We start from the raw sequence: 17,972 nt of genomic DNA, 5'->3' as shown, positions 1-17,972 counted from the left end.
CATGCCGCTTGCTTGCCCCCTTCACTCTCCAGGCGCCACTGCCAGCGGCAGGCTTTGCTGATGGCGACCATCCTGATCGTCGACGACCGACCCAGCAACCGCAGTTATCTGAGCGCCCTGCTCGGCCTGAGCGGGCACCGCATCCTCGAAGCCGAAAACGGCGCCTGCGCGCTGGCCATCACGCGCGCCGAACTGCCCGACCTGATCATCACCGACATCCTGATGCCGACGATGGACGGTTACGAGTTCGTCCAGCAGTTGCGCGCCGAGCCGGCGCTGGAAAACACCCGCGTCATCTTCTTCTCGGCCGTCTATTCGGAACGCGAAACGGTGGCGATGGCGGCCCGCTGCGGCGTCACCACGGTGCTGGGCAAGCCGGCCGACCCGCACCGCATCCTCGAGGCTGTCGACGCCGAGCTGGGCATTGCTGGCGGCGCGCCGGCGCCCTGCTCCGTCTCCGAGCACGAACACGAGCGCGACTTGCCGTTCGACCTGGGCGCGCGCCTCGGCGAACTCGAGCGCATGTGCATGATGCTCGTCGGCGAACGCCGGGTCGAAGCGCTGGCCGCGGCATTCGTCGACGCCGTGCGCCGCGTGCTGGATGCCGATTGTGTCGCGCTGTGCCTGCTGGGCAGTTCGGAAAGCAGCGTGCGCCATCTGGGCACGTATGGTGTCGACGCCGCCCTGCTGTTGCCATCGGCACTGGATGAGCACGATCTGCCGGGCGTGCTGCTGCGCGCCCGGGCGCCATTGCGGCTGGACGCGGACGATACGCTGCTGGCCACGCTGCCCGCCGGCCATCCGAGCGTCGTTCACCTGCTCGGCCTGCAGGTCCACGACCTGCAGCATCCACTGGGCTGGCTGTATTGCACGCGCGCCGACAACGCTGCGCCCTTCACGGACGAAGAAGAGCGCTGGGCCACGGCGCTGGCCGCGCAACTGGCGGTGGCCTACGAAAACCTGAACCTGTACGAAGTGGTCCAGCACCACGCGGCGCAGCTGCAGCTCGAGGCCATCGCCCGCGCCGATTCCGACGCCGCCCTGCGCGACAGCGAGCACCGGCTGGAGCTGGCGCGCCAGGTGTTCGACAGCACCCAGGAAGCGATCCTGATGACCGACGCCGACGCCAATATCGTCGCCGCCAATCCGGCCTTCGAGGCGATCACCGGCTACGTCGAAGCCGACGTCATGGGGACCAACCCGCGCTTCATGCGCTCGGGCCGGCACGACGCCGCGTTCTACGCCAGCATGTGGAACTGCCTCGAAAAAGACGGCCAGTGGCGCGGCGAAATCTGGAACCGCCGCAAGAACGGCGAAATCTACCCGGCCAGCATGAGCATCAGCGCCGTGCGCGACGATGCCGGCAACCTGACGGCCTACGTGTCGGTGTCGACCGATCTGTCGGCGCTGAAAGCGGCGCACCACCAGCTCGACTTTTTGTCGAACCACGACGCGCTGACGCAGTTGCCGAACCGCTCGCTGTTCAACGACCGCGTGAGCCAGGCCCTGGCTGCAGCGCGCCAGGATGCCAGCCAGGTCGCTCTGCTGCTGTTCAACGTCGACCGGCTCTCGCGCATCAATGACAGCCTGGGCCACGCTGCCGGCGACACCGTGCTGCGCGAAGTCGCGCGCCGCGTCAGTGTCCTGGCCGGCCCGACCGATACCGTGGCGCGCCTGTCGGGCGATGAATTCGTGCTCTTGATGACCGATTTCGACGACACCGACGACGTGATCTACTGCGCCCAGAAGCTGATCGACGCCGTCGCCGAGCCGCATGGCGTGGGCGGTCACGACCTGGTGGTCACGGGCAGCGTAGGGATCAGCATCTATCCGCGCGATGGCGATGCGCCGGGCGACCTGCTCAAGGCGGCTGACGCGGCGCTCACGCACGTCAAGGAATCGGGGCGCAATGGCTTCCGCTTCTTCAAGGGCGAGATGAATGCCGAGGCGCTGCGCTGGCTGGCGCTGGAAACGCGCCTGCGGCGCGCGATCGAACGTGACGAACTGGCGCTGCACTACCAGCCGCAGGTATCCCACCTGGACGGCACACTGGTCGGCATGGAAGCCCTGCTGCGCTGGAACAGCGGCGAGATCGGCAATGTCTCGCCGGCCGACTTCATCCCGCTGGCCGAAGACACGGGCCTGATCCATCCGATCGGCGAATGGGTCATCCGTCAGGCGTGCTTCCAGAACCAGGCCTGGCAGGATGCAGGCCTGGCGCCGGTACGCGTGGCGGTCAATGTCTCGGCCCACCAGTTCAAGGCCGGCGCCGTCGTGTCGGTGGTGCGCAGCGCGCTGCACGACAGCGGCCTGGCACCGCGCTGGCTTGAAGTCGAACTGACCGAAAGCGTGATGCTGGGCGACAGCAGCGCGGCCGAGGCCCAGATGGCCGAACTGCGCGCGCTGGGCGTCTCGCTCTCGCTCGACGACTTCGGCACGGGCTACTCATCGCTGGGCTACCTATCGCGCTTCCCGCTCGACAAACTCAAGATCGACCAGACCTTCGTGCGCAACATCACCAGCGAGCAGCGCAGCGCAGCGATTGCCCAGGCCACCATCGCGCTGGCCAAGGGCCTGTCGTTGTCCGTGGTGGCCGAAGGCGTCGAGACGATCGGTCAGCGCGATTTTCTCGGTTCGCTCGGCTGCGACGTGATGCAGGGCTATCTGTATGGCCGCCCTATCCCGGCCAGCGACATGGCCGGGTTGCTGGCGCTCGGCAGCGTGATGCTGTAAGCGCTGCGGCGTCGCTGCACGGTACCTGCACGGGCCCTGCAGCGTTCGTTAGCGCAGCCTTAAGCCCAGCCGTGCAGCGGCGCACGCGCTGTAAAATGCACCGATCAAGTCACCGGGAACCCCCAATGAGCAACAAATTCGTACGCGGCGCCTGCCTGGCCGCGTTGGTGTGCGTGTCCTCGCTGGCGCACAGTGCGCCGCAGGTCAGCGCGCCAAAGGCAGCCGTCTCGAAAATGGACGCGCTGCAGCTCGACGCCGTGATCCCGGTCGGCCCGCAGGTCAAGGTTGGCAAGCTGGCCAATGGTCTGACCTACTACATCCAGCGCAATGCGCGCCCCGAACACAAGCTCGAACTGCGCCTGGTCGTCAAGGCCGGCTCGATCCTGGAAGACGACGACCAGCGCGGCCTGGCGCACTTCGTCGAGCACATGGCATTCAATGGCTCGACCAATTTCCGCAAGCACGAACTGGTGTCGTACCTGCAATCGATCGGCGTGGGCTTCGGCGCCGACCTGAATGCCTACACGTCGTTCGACGAGACCGTGTACATCCTGCCCATTCCGACCGACAAGCCGCAAAATGTCACCCGCGCCTTCCAGGTGCTGGAAGACTGGGCCCATGGCGTGAGCTTCGATACCGACGCCGTCGACAAGGAGCGTGGCATCATCCTCGAAGAAGCGCGCCTGGGCAAAGGCGCGGCCGACCGCATGGGCAAGCAGATCTATCCGCGCCTGTTCAACGGCTCGCGCTACGCCGAACGCCTGCCGATCGGCCGCGAAGACGTGCTGCGCAATTTCAAGCCCGAGACGCTCAAGCGCTTCTACAAGGATTGGTACCGGCCCGACCTGATGGCGGTCGTCGTGGTCGGCGACATCGATCCGGCGCAGGCCGAGAAGCTCGTCAAGCAGCACTTCACGCGTCTGAAGAATCCGGCCACGCCGCGCCCGCGCGCGTATGCCGCGATTCCGGCGCGCGCCGACACCGAGGCGCTGGTCGTGACGGATCCGGAAGCCGATGGCAATGCGGTGCTGATCCGCTATCCGGTGCAACCGGTACGCGACCTGGGCACCGTGCGCGCCTACCGCGAAGAGCTGGTGCAGGGCCTGTTCGCGTCGATGCTCAGCGCGCGCCTGGCCGAGATCTCGCAACTGCCCGATGCGCCATGGCTGGGTGCCAGCAGCTCGCTGGGCAAGCTGACCCCGCGCTACCGCGCCTATAACGCGTCGGCCGCCATCGGCCCGCGTGGCGCGCAGCCCGCGATTGCAGCGCTGGTCCAGGAAAACGAACGCGCGCGCCAGCACGGCTTCGGCGTGCAGGAACTCGAACGTGCCAAGAAAAACCTGATGCGCACCTACGAGCAGGCCTGGAACGAGCGCGCCAAGAGCGATTCGGGCACGTATGCTGCCGAATACATCCGCAACTTCCTGCAGGACGAAGCCATCCCCGGCATCGAGACCGAATACCGCTACGTGCAGAACCTGGTGCCCGGCATCACGCAGGCCGAGATGAACGCCTACGCGCGCAGTACGATCCCGCAAGACTCGGGCAAGCTGGTGCTGTACACGGGCGTGGCCAAGCCCGACACGCCCACCGGCCCGCAATTGCTGGCCGCAGTAAGCGACGCCGCGCGCCTGCCGGTCGAGCCGTACGACGAGAAATTGCTGGCGGCGCGCCTGATGGAACGCCCGGCGCAACCCGGCACGATCACGCACGAAGAGCACGACAAGGCGCTGGGTCTGACGCGCCTGACCCTGTCCAACGGCGTCAAGGTAATCCTCAAGCCCACCGACTTCCTGAATGACCAGGTGGTCCTGAGCGCGGCGCGCCCCGGCGGGCAAAGCCTGTTTCCTGACCAGGACATCCTCAACGCGCGCTTTTCCAATGCGATCGTGGCCAGCATGGGCGTGAAGGATTTCACGCCGCTGGACATGCGCAAGATCCTGGCCGGCAAGGCCGCCGGCGTGACCGTGGGCCTGGGCAGCTACACCGACGTGATTGCGGGCGCCTCGGGCGCCACCGACATCGAAACGATGCTGCAGTTGTTGTGGCTGAAGTTCGCGGGCGTGCGCCGCGACGAAGACCTGTTCCACGCGTATATCGACAAGCAGGCCGAGATTGCGCGCAATGCCAGCGGCCAGCCGGGGCGGCGCTTCGGCGACGCCGTGGTGTCGGCGCTGTTTGGCGACCACCCGCGCGCGCCACGCTCGCTCGATGCCGGCGAGTATGCCAAGATCGACCTCGATCGCAGCATCGCCATCTTCCGCCAGCGCTTCTCGAGCGCGAAGGACATGACGTTCATCCTGGTGGGCAGCTTCGACGAAAAAGCGATCCGGCCGCTGTTGACCAGCTATCTGGGCACCCTGCCCACGCCCGCGCTGCCGGTGGCATACCGCGACGTGGGCCTGCGCCCGGTCACCGGTGTGGTCAAGCGCGAAGTGCGCAGCGGCACCGAGCCCAAGAGCAGTATCTCGATCAACTTCACGGGGCCGGCCGTATTTTCCGAGGCCGAGCAGCTGCGCCTGTCGGCACTGATCGAAGTGACCAATCTGCGCATCATCGAGGTGCTGCGCGAAAAGATGGCGATGATCTACGGCGGCGGCGCCAGCGGCGCGCTCAGCAAGATCCCGTACGGGAACTACTCGATCGGCATCAACCTGCCGACCGGGCCGGAAAATGTCGACAAGGTCGTGGCCGCAACGCTTGCCGAAATCAAGCGCCTGCAAGAGAACGGACCGGACGCTGCCGAGCTGGAAAAAGTGAAATCCGGCTGGATCCAGAACCACCGCCGCTCGCTGCGCGAGAACGGCTACTGGGTGGCGAACCTGCAATCGAGCCTGACCGAAGGCACCGACCGGGCGTCGATCCTGAAGGTCGAGCAGCAGGTGGCCGCGCTGACGGCGCAGGACGTGCAGGCCGCGGCGCGGCGTTACTTCGATACGAAGAACTATGTGCAGGTGGTGCTCAATCCCGAAGCGGCCGCCAGGGCGGCCACCGTGGCGAAAACGCTGCCCGCAGTGCAGCCGGGTCAGTCGACACTGCCGGGCACCTGATGGGCCAGGCGCGCCGGCCTGGCCTTTCGGGCTGCCGGCGCGCATCGTCTATACTATGCGTGCCCGCAGCGGGCATTCGCCCCCGTACACATCAACGCCGGCGCCAGGCACTATCGGCGCTCTACTGGTAACAACCCATGAGCATGCCCGATCACCCGGTTCACCTGGCCAGCGCCCTGTTGCAGGGCGCACAAGCACACCACCGCGTGATGCCAGCGCACTGAGTCGGCAGCCGCATGCATTCACCCGACGAGTACCGCACCGAAATCGACCGTCTGCGCAAGACCACGCGCGACTTGGTTGCCATGACCACCCTGCCGGCCATCTGGGGCGACCTGCCGCCGGAAGGCGTCATCGACAGCCTGGCGAGCGTCCTGCTCACGACGCTGGACCTGGACCTGGTCGGTATCCACCTGCCGGGCAAGGGCGAGATCGATCCCCTGGACGCGATTCGCCTCCGGCGCAACGATGACGATAATGGTGCCATGCTGCCGGCCGCGCGCGCGGCGCTCGACGCCGCCATCGGGTCGGCCGACCTGCTTGACATGCAGCCTGCAACCCTGCATGCCGGCGACGCGCCGCTGCAATTGGGCACGGCGCGCTTCGGCACCGGCAGCAATCCCGGCGTCGTGGTCATCGGCGCGCGGCGCGCCGGCTTTCCGTCCGAACACGAGCGCCTGCTGCTGGGCGTGGCCGCCAACCAGGCTGCCGCCATCCTGCAGCGCCGCCTGGCCGAACGCGCGCTGGCACGCAGCGAATCGCGGTTCCTGGACCTGGCCGATGCTGCGCCGGCCATGCTGTGGGTCACCGAGCCCGATGGCAAGCTCTCGTTCCTGTCGCGCGCCTGGCACGAATTCACGGCCCAGGACCGGGAGACTAGCCTGGCGTTCGGCTGGACGGCCGCCGTGCATCCCGACGAGCGCGACGCGGCGCTGCACGCCGTCGTCGATGCCAATGCGCGCCGCGTGCCATTCAGCATGGAGCATCGGCTGCGGCATGCCGTCGATGGGTACCGCTGGGTAATTGCGACCGGACAGCCGCGCTTTGCAGCGAACGGCGACTTCCTGGGTTTTGTCGGCAACGTGCTCGACATCAGCGACCGCAAGCGAACCGAACAGGCGCTGCACGAGACGCGCGACACGCTCGTGGCGATGTTCGACGCCCTGCCGGTGGGCGTGGCCGTGGCCGGCCAGGACGGCAAGCTGCTGCTGTCGAACCAGGCAATGCACCGCTACCTGCCCACCGGCGTGCTGCCGTCGCTGGACGAAGAGCGCTACATGCGCTGGACTGCGTTTCATGACGACGGTCGGCTCGTCGAGCGCCGTGATTTCGCCGGCGCACGGGCGGCGCGCGGCGAGCGCGTCGTACCGGGCATCGAAGCGCGCTACCTGGGCGACGATGGCGCCGAGATCTGGACGCAGGTGGCCGCCGTACCTCTCAAGGGCCGCGACGGTGTCATGCGCGGCCATGTGGCGATCGTCACCGACATCGATGCCTTCAAACGCACCGAAGCAGCGCTGCGCCTGGCCGAATCCCGCCAGCGCGAGCTGTTCGACGAAGTGGCCCGGTCCAACCGCAACCTGAGCGAATTCCTGGCCGTGCTGGCGCACGAACTGCGCAATCCGCTGGCCCCTTTGATGACGGGCCTGGAACTGATGCGCGTCGGGCCCCGCGAACCCGCCGTGGTGGCCAATGTGCGCGATATGATGGAGCGCCAGGTCCGGCAACTGGCGCACCTGATCGACGACCTGCTCGACATCGCGCGCGTCACCAATGGCAAGGTGGAGATACGCAAGACCCGCGTCGACCTCAACGCCATCGTGACCAATGCGGTCGAAACCAGCCTGCCCCTGATCGACAAACACCGCCATGCATTCGACCTGCAGCTGCACGCTGCGCCGCTGCCGGTACAGGCCGACGCCACCCGCATCGCGCAGGTGATCGGCAACCTGTTGACCAATGCGGCCAAGTACACGCCGCCAGGCGGCGCGCTGTCGCTGCGCGTGACGCAGGACGGCGCCCACGCCGTCATCACCGTCACCGACAACGGCGTCGGCATTCCTGCAACCGCGCTGGAATCGGTGTTCGAGATGTTCAGCCAGGTGGGCAGCAACCGCCAGCACGCGCAGGGCGGCCTGGGCATCGGCCTGTCGCTGGTACGCCAGCTGGTCGACCTGCACGGCGGCGCGGTCAGTGCGCACAGCGAGGGCATCGGCAAGGGCAGCACCTTCGTGGTCCGGCTCGCGCTGGACGAAGCGCCGGCGGCGGCGCCGCTTGAGGAGGTCGCCGCGCAGGGCACGCCGGCTGTGCCGGCACTGCGCATTCTCGTCACGGACGACAATGTGGATGCGGCGGTGACGCTGTCGATGCTGCTCGAGATGGAGGGCCACGCCGTAACGGTCGCCCATGACGGCCAGCAGGCGCTGCAGATGGCCGCGCAATGCGTACCGGACGTGGTGTTTCTCGATATCGGCCTGCCGGACATGTCGGGCCACGACGTGGCGCGCGGCCTGCGGCAGATCGCCGGGCTCGAACGCTGCACCATCGTCGCCGTCTCCGGCTGGGGTGCGCAGGACGATCTGGCGCGCTCGAGCGCCGCCGGCTTTGACGCGCACTTCACCAAGCCGGTGGACTCGAGCCGTGTGCTCGATTACCTGGCGGTGGTTGCTGCCAGCATGCGCTCGACGTAACGCGCAATCAGGTCGATCTCGAGATTGACGCGCGAGCCGGCGGCCAGGTGCCGCAGCGTGGTGACGTCGATCGTGTGGGGAATCAGGTTGATCGAGAAGCGGCACACTTTCTGGCCGCCCTCTTCTAGGTCAGCGACGCGGTTGACCGTCAGCGACACGCCATTGACGACGATCGACCCTTTATAGGCCAGGAATTTGCCCAGCTCGTGCGGCGCATCGATGATCAGTTCGCGTGATTCGCCGACCGGCTCGAAGCTGTGCACGACGCCCAGGCCGTCGACGTGGCCCGACACCAGGTGGCCACCCAGGCGCTCAGCCAGCGTCAGGGCTTTCTCGAGATTGACTTCACCCGGCGCGTCCAGGCCCACGGTCTTGTTCAGGCTTTCGCGCGAGACGTCGACCGTGAACCCGGTGGCGCTCTTTTCGGTGACGGTCATGCAGGCGCCGTTGATGGCGATCGAGTCACCCAGACCCACGTCGGCCAGCGGCAACGGGCCGGCATCGATGGCAAGACGCACGCCGGCGTCCAGGCCGCCGGCCAGCGGCGCGACGGAAGTGATGGTGCCGACAGCGGCGACGATTCCAGTAAACATACGACGTTATTCCTTGTTGGAGGTAGCAGAGGATGGGGAAGCAGCTTCGGCGAAGCGGGCCAGGATGCGCAGGTCGTCGCCCACGCGCGTGACGTCGTGGAAGCGCAACTGGCGCCGCTCGGTCAGCAGGGTGAGCGGCGGCAGGTCGAACATCCCCTGCCCCGGGCCGATCAGGCTTGGCGCCAGATAGACCAGCAATTCGTCGACGCAGCCTTCGCGCACGAGCGAGGCATTGAGCTTGCTGCCCGCTTCGACGTGCACTTCATTGACTTCGCGCCGGCCCAGTTCGCGCATCAGCGCTGGCAGGTCGACCTTGCCGTGGGCGTTCGGCAGGTACAGCACTTCGTGGCCGGCGGCGCGCAGGGCGGCTGCCTTCTCGTCGCCCGGCTGCTCGACCGCCGCGACGAGCCAGCACGGTTCGCCCTGCAGGATGTGCGCATCGGGATCGATCTCGAGGCGGCTGTCGACGATCACGCGGCGCGGCTGCATCGGCGTGGCCAAGCCCCGGACGGTGAGCTGCGGGTTGTCGGCCTTGACGGTGCCGATGCCGGTGACGATCGCGCTGGCGCGGGCGCGCCAGGCATGGCCGTCGGCGCGCGCATCCGGCCCGGTGATCCACTGGCTTTCGCCGCCGGCCAGGGCCGTGGCGCCATCCAGGCTGGCGGCCACTTTCAGGCGCACCCACGGCAGGCCGCGCACCATGCGCGAGAAAAAGCCAATATTCAATTCTTGCGCTTCGCGCGCCATGATCCCGGAGCGCACGGCGATGCCCGCCGCTTCCAGCTGCGCCAGGCCGCGCCCCGCCACGAGCGGATTGGGGTCGACCATGGCCGCGACCACGCGCCCCAGGCCGGCGGCGATCAGCGCGTCCGAACAGGGCGGCGTGCGGCCGTGGTGGCTGCACGGTTCGAGCGTGACGTACGCGGTGGCGCCACGCACGTCGTTGCCACGCGCAGCGGCGTCGCGCAGCGCCTGGATTTCGGCGTGCGCCTGGCCGGCCGGTTGCGTGTGGCCGGCGCCAATGACGACGTCGTTCTTGACGATCACGCAGCCGATGCGGGGATTGGGCGCCGTGATGAACATGCCGCGCGCCGCCCAGGCCAGCGCCGCGGCCATGCCTTCGGTGTCGTTGAGAATGGGTTGGCTGTCGTGCGTCACGTGGTCTTTCATCGGTGCGCATCGTGCAATGCGCTTGTTTTTAAGCTTATTTCAGGGCGGCGCTGCGACGCCGTCGCAGCCGGCGTCATGCGCCGGGTTGCACAGGCGCGGGCGGCCAAGCAGATTGATTTTAATACGGCGTACCCCGCCGCCGTGGAACAGCGACAGCGTGCCTGGCCGCGCTGCGGCGCTGCTCGTATCGCTGCAACTGCGTCCCGCGCCATTGTAGGCGATGTATTGCGGGGCTGCAGGGCTGGCAAAGGAATAGCTCACCTGCACGCCCTGCGGCAGCGTCGCGCGTACGGCCAGGATCTCGTCGCCTGCGCCCGCCTGGCGATTGTTGTCGCGATCGACATACACGGTCCAGCCACGCGACCAGTCGATGCCGGCCACGTCGTTGGATGTGAGGATCACGGGTTCGTTACGGGCAATTGCCATTGATCGGGTGAGCTGGACCGCACTGTAGAGGTCGCTGGCGGCCATGCGCAGTTCCTGGCCCTGCACGATCCGGTGCAGGCCGGGCGCCGCCAGCGACGACGTGATCGCCACCATGCCCAGCACCACGGCCAGTTCGGCCATCGACAGGCCAGTGCAGTGGCGGCGCAGGATGGCGCGGGCCAGCGTGGTCACACGAGGGCCTGTCATGGCCAGCAACGTGTGGGCTGGCCGATCGAACCACTTGCGCCACTTGCGCCGCTGGCGCCCTGCGCACCTGTGCTGTCCAGCGTCAGCGTGCCGCATTCCGGATCGGCAAATGCAGCGTTGACATTGACCGTGCCGGGCCGCGCACGCAGCACGATGCAGGCGGCAATTGACTGCTCCGGACAGGCCTCGCCGTCGAGCTCATAGGCGCTGGCGGCGGCGCTGTTGCCGAGCCAGGTGCGGAACTGACCCGCATCAAGGGTGCTTGTGGCCATCGAGAACGCGATATAGCTGTGATGCTGGGCGCGGTATTGTTCCTGGCGCTGCATCAGGTCGAGCAGCGCCAACTGGGCTTCGACCCGGCGCGCCTTGACGATCTGGCGCGCATACGACGGATAGGCCACCGAGGCCAGGATGCCGACGATTGCCAGCACCATCAGCAGTTCGATCAGCGTAAAGCCGTTGCGGTGTCGTGTCATGAACTCGCTCCTGTTTGCCCGGGTGCGTTATTCGGATGCCGCGGCAACCAGCGCGGACCAGTTGCCGATTTCGCGCCAGCCAACGCGCCGGCCATGCCCGCCGGCGGGTGGCAGACGGTAGTAGGCCTGCACGGCAGCCCCGGCGCCCGGCATGCTGCCGGCACCGCGCGCGGCGATGCGATACAGCTGGCCGTTGGCGGACGCCGGCATCAGCTCGATCAGGTAGCGTGGCGTCTCGAGTGGCAAGCCGCCCTCCCCTGTGGGCAGCGTGGCGCCGGTAAACGTGCCGAACGGGATGGCCGGGCCATCGTCAAGCGCCAGCCGGGCCAGCTGGCCATCGGCGTCGGCGTCGTGCGCACACAAACCGTTGTACGGCCGGGCGCCCAGGCACGCGCCGACAAAGGCATCCGCACTGCCGCCACGGATCGCGTTGGCGCGCGCCGAGCCTGGCGCTGCGCCACCGTCGATATCGTGTTCGGCATCGAGCAAGGCGGCTTGGGCCATGTGCAGGGCCAGCGCGCGCTCGCGTTCGTACGCAGCGGCACGGGTGCTTTGCAGCGCGCCGCGCGCAGAGGCGATGCCCGTCATGAGCACGGCCAGCATCAGCACGAGCGCGGTGATGAGCGCGATGCCGGCCTGGCGCCGCGGCATGGGTGGAAGTCGGTGGCGCATAGGCAACTCAAGGCGCCGCGGCCGGCGGCGCAGAAGGTGGCACAACGGGCGGCGCAGTCGCTGACAAAACGGGCACCTCAATCGGCACCGCAATCACGGCGCCATACACCTTGTGCATGCGCGCATCGCCGCCGCGATCGAGATCGGCCGCCGCCAGCCGGACACCCGGATCGGCAGCCGCCAGCGCACCGTCATACCCGGGACCAAACAGCCAATGGACGAGGCCCGCGCCCACACCAGGCGCCTGGCGCGGCCCATGCAGCAGCAAGCCAACCCGCACGCTCGCAACGTGCTTCCAGTGGCTGCGTGTGCGCAGATCGGCGGCACGCTCATCTAGAGTCGACCCGGCCAGCACCAGCGCCGCGTCGAGCGCCCGGATCGCGCTGGCGTTCACGTACCGGTTGGGCGCACCATCGCCATCGGTATCGAGGCCATACAGCACCTGGAAGCTGTCGACACGCCCTGCCACGGCATCGGACGACCAGTTGCCGGCGCCCCGGTATTTGCAGCGCAGTTCAGCGTCGCCCTGGGCATTGCGCGCAACGTAGAAAATGCTCCAGCCTTCCTGATCGCGGTGCACGGGAAAGCCGGCGCAATCGAGCGTGCCGCCATCGCCGTCCGGTGGCGCGCCCGTACCGGAAAAGCGCAGCGCCAGCACGTCGCTGCCGTTGACGGTCGCCGGAAGCGGCGCATCGATGCCAGCGCCGGCATGGGTCAGCGACGCAGCATCCAGCCCAGCGATCGCGGCAGGTAGCGCAGGATCGATCACCGGATGCGCGGCCCAGTCGACGTGGCCCGCCAGGCGCACGGCGCGCGCCAGCGCATCGAGCGCGTAGCGGCCGGCGTCATCCATCTCGGCCGCTTCGAGCAGCGCCGCATGCGCACGCGTGGCGCCAATCAGCAGCGAGCCAGCCGCCAGCAGCACGGCCAGGCCAAGCGTCATCGCGACCATGAATTCGGCGATGGTGAAGCCGCTCTGACGCACAACCCGGCGACGATGGCAACTCATCGCGCCACCATCAGCACGAACGCGGGCAAGTCATCGTTGCCGTGCCAGCCGATCTTAATCGCCACCGCGGCATGCGCACCGCCGCTGCATGCCCACCGATAGCGGCGGCTGGCGGCATCCCACGGGGCCACATCGCGGCATACGGCAATGCGCCCGCCGGGAAAGCGCCGGTGCACGAGCAGGCGCGTCTCATCGAGATCGAAGGCCGCCAGCGCCAGCGGATCGCATGCGGCAGTGCCGAAGCATGGGGCGGCGGCGACAGGCGGGCCGTCGGCGACGGCGTCATAGTCGAGCGACAGATAGGGATTGGCCGCATCGGGCAGGCTGGCCAGCGGCAGGTTGGCGCCGATGCGCGCCGCCAGCGAACTTGCGAGCTGGCCCGCTTCGGCCATCAGCGCCGCCTGCTGGCGCGTGCGCTCGGCCGCCAACTGGGCCGCTCCGGCGCCGACGATGCCGATGGCGAGCACGAACAGCGCCACCAGTACTTCGATGAGGGTAAAACCGCGGTGTGAATGGTTGCGCACGCAAGCCTCCCGATAACGAGCTACGACGTTATCAGGCCGGCTTTGCACGCCCGTGCGTCGGCGCAAGCGTACGCCGCGCCAATCGGGGAACCTTGAAAAGGGATTAGTTGTCGAGCTTTCGCTGGTGCCCGACTTCGGCCAGCGCTGCCTGGAACGAATCCAGGTCTTCGAAATTCTTGTAGACCGATGCGAAGCGGATATACGCGATCTTGTCGAGGCCCTTGAGCTCTTGCATCACGAGCTCGCCCACATGGCCGGTATCGACTTCGCGCAGGCCGCTGGTGAGCAGCTTTTCTTCGATGGAGGCAACGGCCTTGTCGATGGCTTCGGCTGCCACCGGCCGCTTGCGCAGCGCCAGCATCAGGCTGCCACGCAGCTTTGATGAGGCAAACTCGGTGCGGCTGCCGTTCTTCTTGACGATGATCGGCATCGACAGTTCGATGCGCTCATAGGTGGTGAAGCGCTTGTCGCACTTGCCGCAGCGGCGCCGGCGCCGGATGGCGTCCCCCTCCTCCGATACGCGGGTATCGAGGACTTGTGTATCTTCATGCTGGCAAAAGGGACATTTCATGGCGCCGGGGCTGCAATACTACATGGGGTACTTCCGGGCGAGCGAACCGGCCCGGAAGGCAAATCAGGCAGCGTAGACCGGATACTTGCTGGTGAGTTTCTTGACTTCGCCCTTGACGCGCTCGATGGTCGCAGCGTCGTGCGGGTTGTCCAGCACGTCGGCGATCAGGTTGCCCACGGTGACGGCATCTTCTTCAACAAAGCCACGCGTCGTGAAGGCCGGGCTGCCCAAGCGGATGCCCGACGTGACGAACGGCTTTTGCGGGTCGTTCGGGATGCCGTTCTTGTTGCAGGTCATGTGCGCCTGGCCCAGGATTGCTTCGGCTTCCTTGCCGGTCAGGTTCTTGGCGCGCAGATCGACCAGCATCACGTGCGATTCGGTGCGCCCCGACACGATGCGCAGGCCACGCGCGGTCAGCGTGTCGGCCAGTGCCTTGGCGTTCTTGACAACCTGCTGCTGGTAGGTCTTGAACTCAGGCGTCAGCGCCTCCTTGAAAGCGACGGCCTTGCCGGCGATCACGTGCATCAGCGGGCCGCCCTGGATGCCAGGGAAGATGGCCGAGTTGATGATTTTCTCGTGCTCGGCCTTCATCAGGATGATGCCGCCGCGCGGGCCGCGCAGCGACTTGTGCGTGGTCGACGTGACGAAGTCGGCGAACGGCACCGGGTTCGGGTACTCGCCTGCAGCGATCAGGCCGGCGTAGTGGGCCATGTCGACCATGAAGTAGGCGCCGACTGCCTTGGCAACCTTGGCGATGCGCTCGAAGTCGATCTTCAGCGAGAACGCCGATGCGCCGGCGATGATCATCTTCGGCTTGTGCTCGTGCGCCTGGCGCTCGAGCGCCTCGTAGTCGATGTCTTCGTCAGCGGTCAGGCCGTACGAGACGACGTTGAACCACTTGCCCGACATGTTCAGCGGCATGCCGTGGGTCAGGTGACCGCCTTCGGCCAGCGACATGCCCATGATCGTGTCGCCTGGTTTCAACACAGCGAAGAACACGCCCTGGTTCGCCTGCGAACCCGAGTTCGGCTGCACGTTGGCGGCTTCCGCGCCAAACAGTTGCTTCAGGCGGTCGATTGCCAGCTGCTCGACGATGTCGACGTATTCGCAGCCGCCGTAGTAGCGCTTGCCCGGATAGCCTTCGGCGTACTTGTTGGTCAGTTGCGAGCCCTGCGCTTCCATGACGGCTGGCGAGGTGTAGTTTTCGGACGCGATCAGCTCGATGTGGTCTTGCTGACGGACGTTTTCCTTCTGAATGGCATTCCACAGATCCGGATCGACATTGGCCAGCGTATGGTCTTTAGCAAACATGTAAAACTCCAATCGATAGTAATCCAGGCAACGAGCGGCGCTGTGTGCGGGTGCGGGAGCCAAAGGGCGCGGGCAGCCGCGATCGAACGCGTACCGGTTGATGGCTGCCCAGGCGAACGGCGTATGGCGTCTCACGTTCCCCGGTGGGTACCCACCTTTGCCGCGCCGCGCACCAATCGGTGGCGCTTGTGCGGTGTTTCGCCAGTTACGTGAGACGTAAAGTCCGCAAATTGTACTGAACTCCCCATTGAAGGGCAAGGAAAGCGCCATTCTGGTGACCAGTCAGGGCGCAATTGCCTGCCCCACCGCGGCCTCGCCGGCTTTCGCAGACAAATTACCGGACGATCCGGTTTGCTGGCCGGGTTCCGCTGTACCCTGAACTTCATCGGCAAGAAGCGGCCGCGCACGCAGTCCGTGCCTCAGGTTCGCCAGCTATTTTCCTGGCCGATTTTCATTCTCAACAATCACCGAAAGGTCAGACAATGGAAATCAAGGTACTGGGAACCGGCTGCGGCAAGTGTCGAGCCACGATTGCACGCCTTGAAAAAGCAGCCTTCGCTGCCGGGGTGTCCGTCGATATTACGCAGGTTTCGGCCCCGGAAGACATCCTGCGACTCGGCGCTACTGCGACGCCCGCTGTCCTGATCGATGGCGTGCTTGTGCATGGCGGCGGCATTCCAACGCCCGAACAGGTAGCAGACTGGCTCAGGCCCAACACGGCGCGCTTTCTGGAGCGGCCGACGCGGCACCTGTTCTTTACGGGTAAAGGCGGCGTCGGAAAGACGTCGCTGTCGACTGCTACGGCGCTTGCGCTTGCCGATGCTGGAAAAAAGGTACTCCTGGTAAGTACCGACGCCGCATCGAACCTCGATGAGATGCTGGGCATTACGCTTAGCAATAGTCCGACGCCAGTGCCTGGCGCACCCGGCTTGGCGGTGCTGAACATCAACCCGGACACTGCGGCCGAATCGTATCGCCAACGCGTGCTGGCGCAGATGGCATCCGGCGCGAGCGACACGGACCGTGCAACGGTGCGCGAACAGTTGTCCGGCGCTTGTACCACCGAAATCGCTTCATTTGACGAGTTTGCCTCCCTGCTGTCCGACGCAGCCGATGACTACGACCATATCGTGTTCGACACGGCGCCGACGGGACACACATTGCGCTTGCTCAGCTTGCCTCAGGCATGGAGTGGCTTTCTGGCCGGAAATGATCGCGGCGCCTCGTGTCTCGGGCCGCATTCAGGCTTGAAGATGCAGGAAGTGCGCTTCAAGGCAGCCCTGGACGCCTTGAGCGATCCCGCCCAAACCACTGTCATCCTGGTCTCCCGCGCCGACAAGAGTGCGATTGCCGAGGCGGCACGCACATCGGAAGAATTGCGCACGCTCGGTCTGAACAACCAGCGCCTGATCATCAATGGCGTGTTCCATGCAAGCGATCACGGCGACGTCGTCGCGGCTGCTATTGCCGCACTGGAAGAGCAGGCATTGAATGAGATGCCGACATCCTTGCGATCGCTGCCGCAAGACCAGATACCGTTGCGATCGTTCGACACGGTCGGGCTGCCTGCCCTGCGTGCGCTGCTTACAGCCAGCACGACCCCCATCGCCAACGCGGAGATCGTTGCCGAAGCCAGTGCGCCGCTGCCGGGCCTGGACGCCCTGGTCGATGAATTGGCACTCGCCGGACATGGCTTGATCATGGTAATGGGCAAGGGCGGCGTCGGCAAGACGACGGTAGCTGCAGCCTTGGCCCTCGGCCTGATTCAACGCGGAAAAACGGTCCATCTCAGCACCACGGATCCGGCGGCGCACCTTGTCGGCACGCTGGATGGCGACGTGCCTGGCCTGCAGGTCGACCGCATCGATCCCAAGGTCGAAACCCGGCGCTACATCGACAAGATCATGGCAAGCAGATCGCCAGGGCTGAATCCTCAGGAACAGGCACTGCTACTGGAAGACCTGCGCTCGCCCTGCACGGAGGAAGTTGCGGTCTTTCACGCCTTCTCGAAAATTGTCAATGAAGGGCGTAGCGCCTTTGTTGTACTCGACACCGCGCCAACCGGGCATTCCCTGCTGCTGATGGACGCCACCGGGGCCTATCATCGGCAAACGTTGCGCGAATTCGAAGGCCATGGCGCCGGGCGCGTGACCACGCCCCTGATGCGGCTACAGGACGGAACCTACACCAGGATCATCCTGGTGACCTTGCCCGAAGTGACCCCGGTGTCGCAAGCGGCAGCGCTGCAAGACGACTTGCGCCGCGCCAGTGTCGAACCTTACGCGTGGGTGATCAACAAGAGCATCCTCGCAGCGGGCACCCATGATCCGCTGCTGGCAGCGCGAATGGCGGGCGAACGCAAGCAGATGAAACGCATGGCCGATGGGTTGGCCGCGCGCTTGTTCGTCGTGCCCTGGCGTACCACGCCACCGGTTGGTGTTGTCGAATTGTCCAAGCTCGTCACTCAACAGCAGGAAACGGATGGTGTTCACCGATAGCCATACCGATCGGGTATTCGCCCGCAATCGTTGACTGCGCCA

General features: G+C 66.3%; 13 protein-coding genes and 1 riboswitch. Of the genes, 4 read left to right on the top strand and 9 right to left on the bottom strand.

Features of this window, described 5'->3' with window-relative positions; all coding sequences use genetic code 11:
• The first annotated feature begins 60 nt into the window (after window positions 1-60).
• From AC1MGT_RS19295 to AC1MGT_RS19285, 3 genes are all read left to right on the top strand, one after another.
• Window positions 61-2,733 (top strand): two-component system response regulator, encoded by a 2,673-nt coding sequence (locus AC1MGT_RS19295; RefSeq protein ID WP_499501624.1) that lies wholly within the window; start codon window positions 61-63, stop codon window positions 2,731-2,733.
• A 125-nt stretch (window positions 2,734-2,858) separates the two neighbouring features.
• The gene (locus AC1MGT_RS19290) at window positions 2,859-5,783 is read left to right on the top strand and encodes a M16 family metallopeptidase (protein WP_499501623.1); all 2,925 of its coding nucleotides are present in this window, start codon (window positions 2,859-2,861) and stop codon (window positions 5,781-5,783) included.
• A gap of 236 nt (window positions 5,784-6,019) precedes the next feature.
• Window positions 6,020-8,473, top strand: a complete 2,454-nt coding sequence (locus AC1MGT_RS19285) for a hybrid sensor histidine kinase/response regulator (RefSeq protein ID WP_499501622.1) — start codon at window positions 6,020-6,022, stop codon at window positions 8,471-8,473.
• Here the strand turns inward: AC1MGT_RS19285 and AC1MGT_RS19280 are convergent.
• The 9 genes from AC1MGT_RS19280 to glyA all read right to left on the bottom strand — a co-directional run bounded on the left by AC1MGT_RS19280 (window position 8,434) and on the right by glyA (window position 15,432).
• On the bottom strand, window positions 8,434-9,066 hold the full coding sequence (locus AC1MGT_RS19280; RefSeq protein WP_499501621.1) for a riboflavin synthase: 633 nt from the start codon (window positions 9,064-9,066) through the stop codon (window positions 8,434-8,436). The two genes, AC1MGT_RS19285 and AC1MGT_RS19280, sit on opposite strands and share 40 nt — an antisense overlap.
• Before the next feature lie 6 nt (window positions 9,067-9,072).
• Window positions 9,073-10,236, bottom strand: a complete 1,164-nt coding sequence (gene ribD, locus AC1MGT_RS19275) for a bifunctional diaminohydroxyphosphoribosylaminopyrimidine deaminase/5-amino-6-(5-phosphoribosylamino)uracil reductase RibD (RefSeq protein ID WP_499501620.1) — start codon at window positions 10,234-10,236, stop codon at window positions 9,073-9,075.
• A 39-nt stretch (window positions 10,237-10,275) separates the two neighbouring features.
• A complete protein-coding gene (locus AC1MGT_RS19270) occupies window positions 10,276-10,869 on the bottom strand; it encodes a GspH/FimT family pseudopilin (RefSeq protein WP_499501619.1) in 594 nt (197 codons plus the stop codon).
• The gene (locus tag AC1MGT_RS19265; protein ID WP_499501618.1) at window positions 10,866-11,345 is read right to left on the bottom strand and encodes a type IV pilin protein; all 480 of its coding nucleotides are present in this window, start codon (window positions 11,343-11,345) and stop codon (window positions 10,866-10,868) included. The genes AC1MGT_RS19270 and AC1MGT_RS19265 overlap by 4 nt, the downstream gene beginning before the upstream one ends.
• A gap of 27 nt (window positions 11,346-11,372) precedes the next feature.
• On the bottom strand, window positions 11,373-12,017 hold the full coding sequence (locus AC1MGT_RS19260) for a pilus assembly PilX family protein (protein WP_499501617.1): 645 nt from the start codon (window positions 12,015-12,017) through the stop codon (window positions 11,373-11,375).
• Window positions 12,018-12,024: 7 nt separating this feature from the next.
• Complete coding sequence (locus AC1MGT_RS19255; protein ID WP_499501616.1) at window positions 12,025-13,026, bottom strand: PilW family protein; 1,002 nt, start codon at window positions 13,024-13,026, stop codon at window positions 12,025-12,027.
• Window positions 13,023-13,550 (bottom strand): type IV pilus modification protein PilV, encoded by a 528-nt coding sequence (gene pilV, locus AC1MGT_RS19250; RefSeq protein ID WP_499501615.1) that lies wholly within the window; start codon window positions 13,548-13,550, stop codon window positions 13,023-13,025. The genes AC1MGT_RS19255 and pilV overlap by 4 nt, the downstream gene beginning before the upstream one ends.
• Window positions 13,551-13,653: 103 nt before the next feature.
• Window positions 13,654-14,121 (bottom strand): transcriptional regulator NrdR, encoded by a 468-nt coding sequence (gene nrdR / locus AC1MGT_RS19245; RefSeq protein WP_183550526.1) that lies wholly within the window; start codon window positions 14,119-14,121, stop codon window positions 13,654-13,656.
• 63 nt (window positions 14,122-14,184) lie between these two features.
• On the bottom strand, window positions 14,185-15,432 hold the full coding sequence (gene glyA, locus AC1MGT_RS19240; protein WP_258836027.1) for a serine hydroxymethyltransferase: 1,248 nt from the start codon (window positions 15,430-15,432) through the stop codon (window positions 14,185-14,187).
• A gap of 99 nt (window positions 15,433-15,531) precedes the next feature.
• A riboswitch (ZMP/ZTP riboswitch) is annotated at window positions 15,532-15,651 on the bottom strand.
• Between the two features lie 263 nt (window positions 15,652-15,914).
• On the opposite strand from glyA, the gene arsA reads away from it, so the two are divergent.
• Complete coding sequence (gene arsA / locus AC1MGT_RS19235) at window positions 15,915-17,930, top strand: arsenical pump-driving ATPase (RefSeq protein ID WP_499501614.1); 2,016 nt, start codon at window positions 15,915-15,917, stop codon at window positions 17,928-17,930.
• The last annotated feature ends 42 nt before the right edge of the window (window positions 17,931-17,972 follow it).

This window comes from Telluria sp. BA11 (assembly GCF_056680305.1).
Note: the sequence above shows the minus strand (reverse complement) of the source record. Positions and strands in the feature narration are given on the sequence as shown.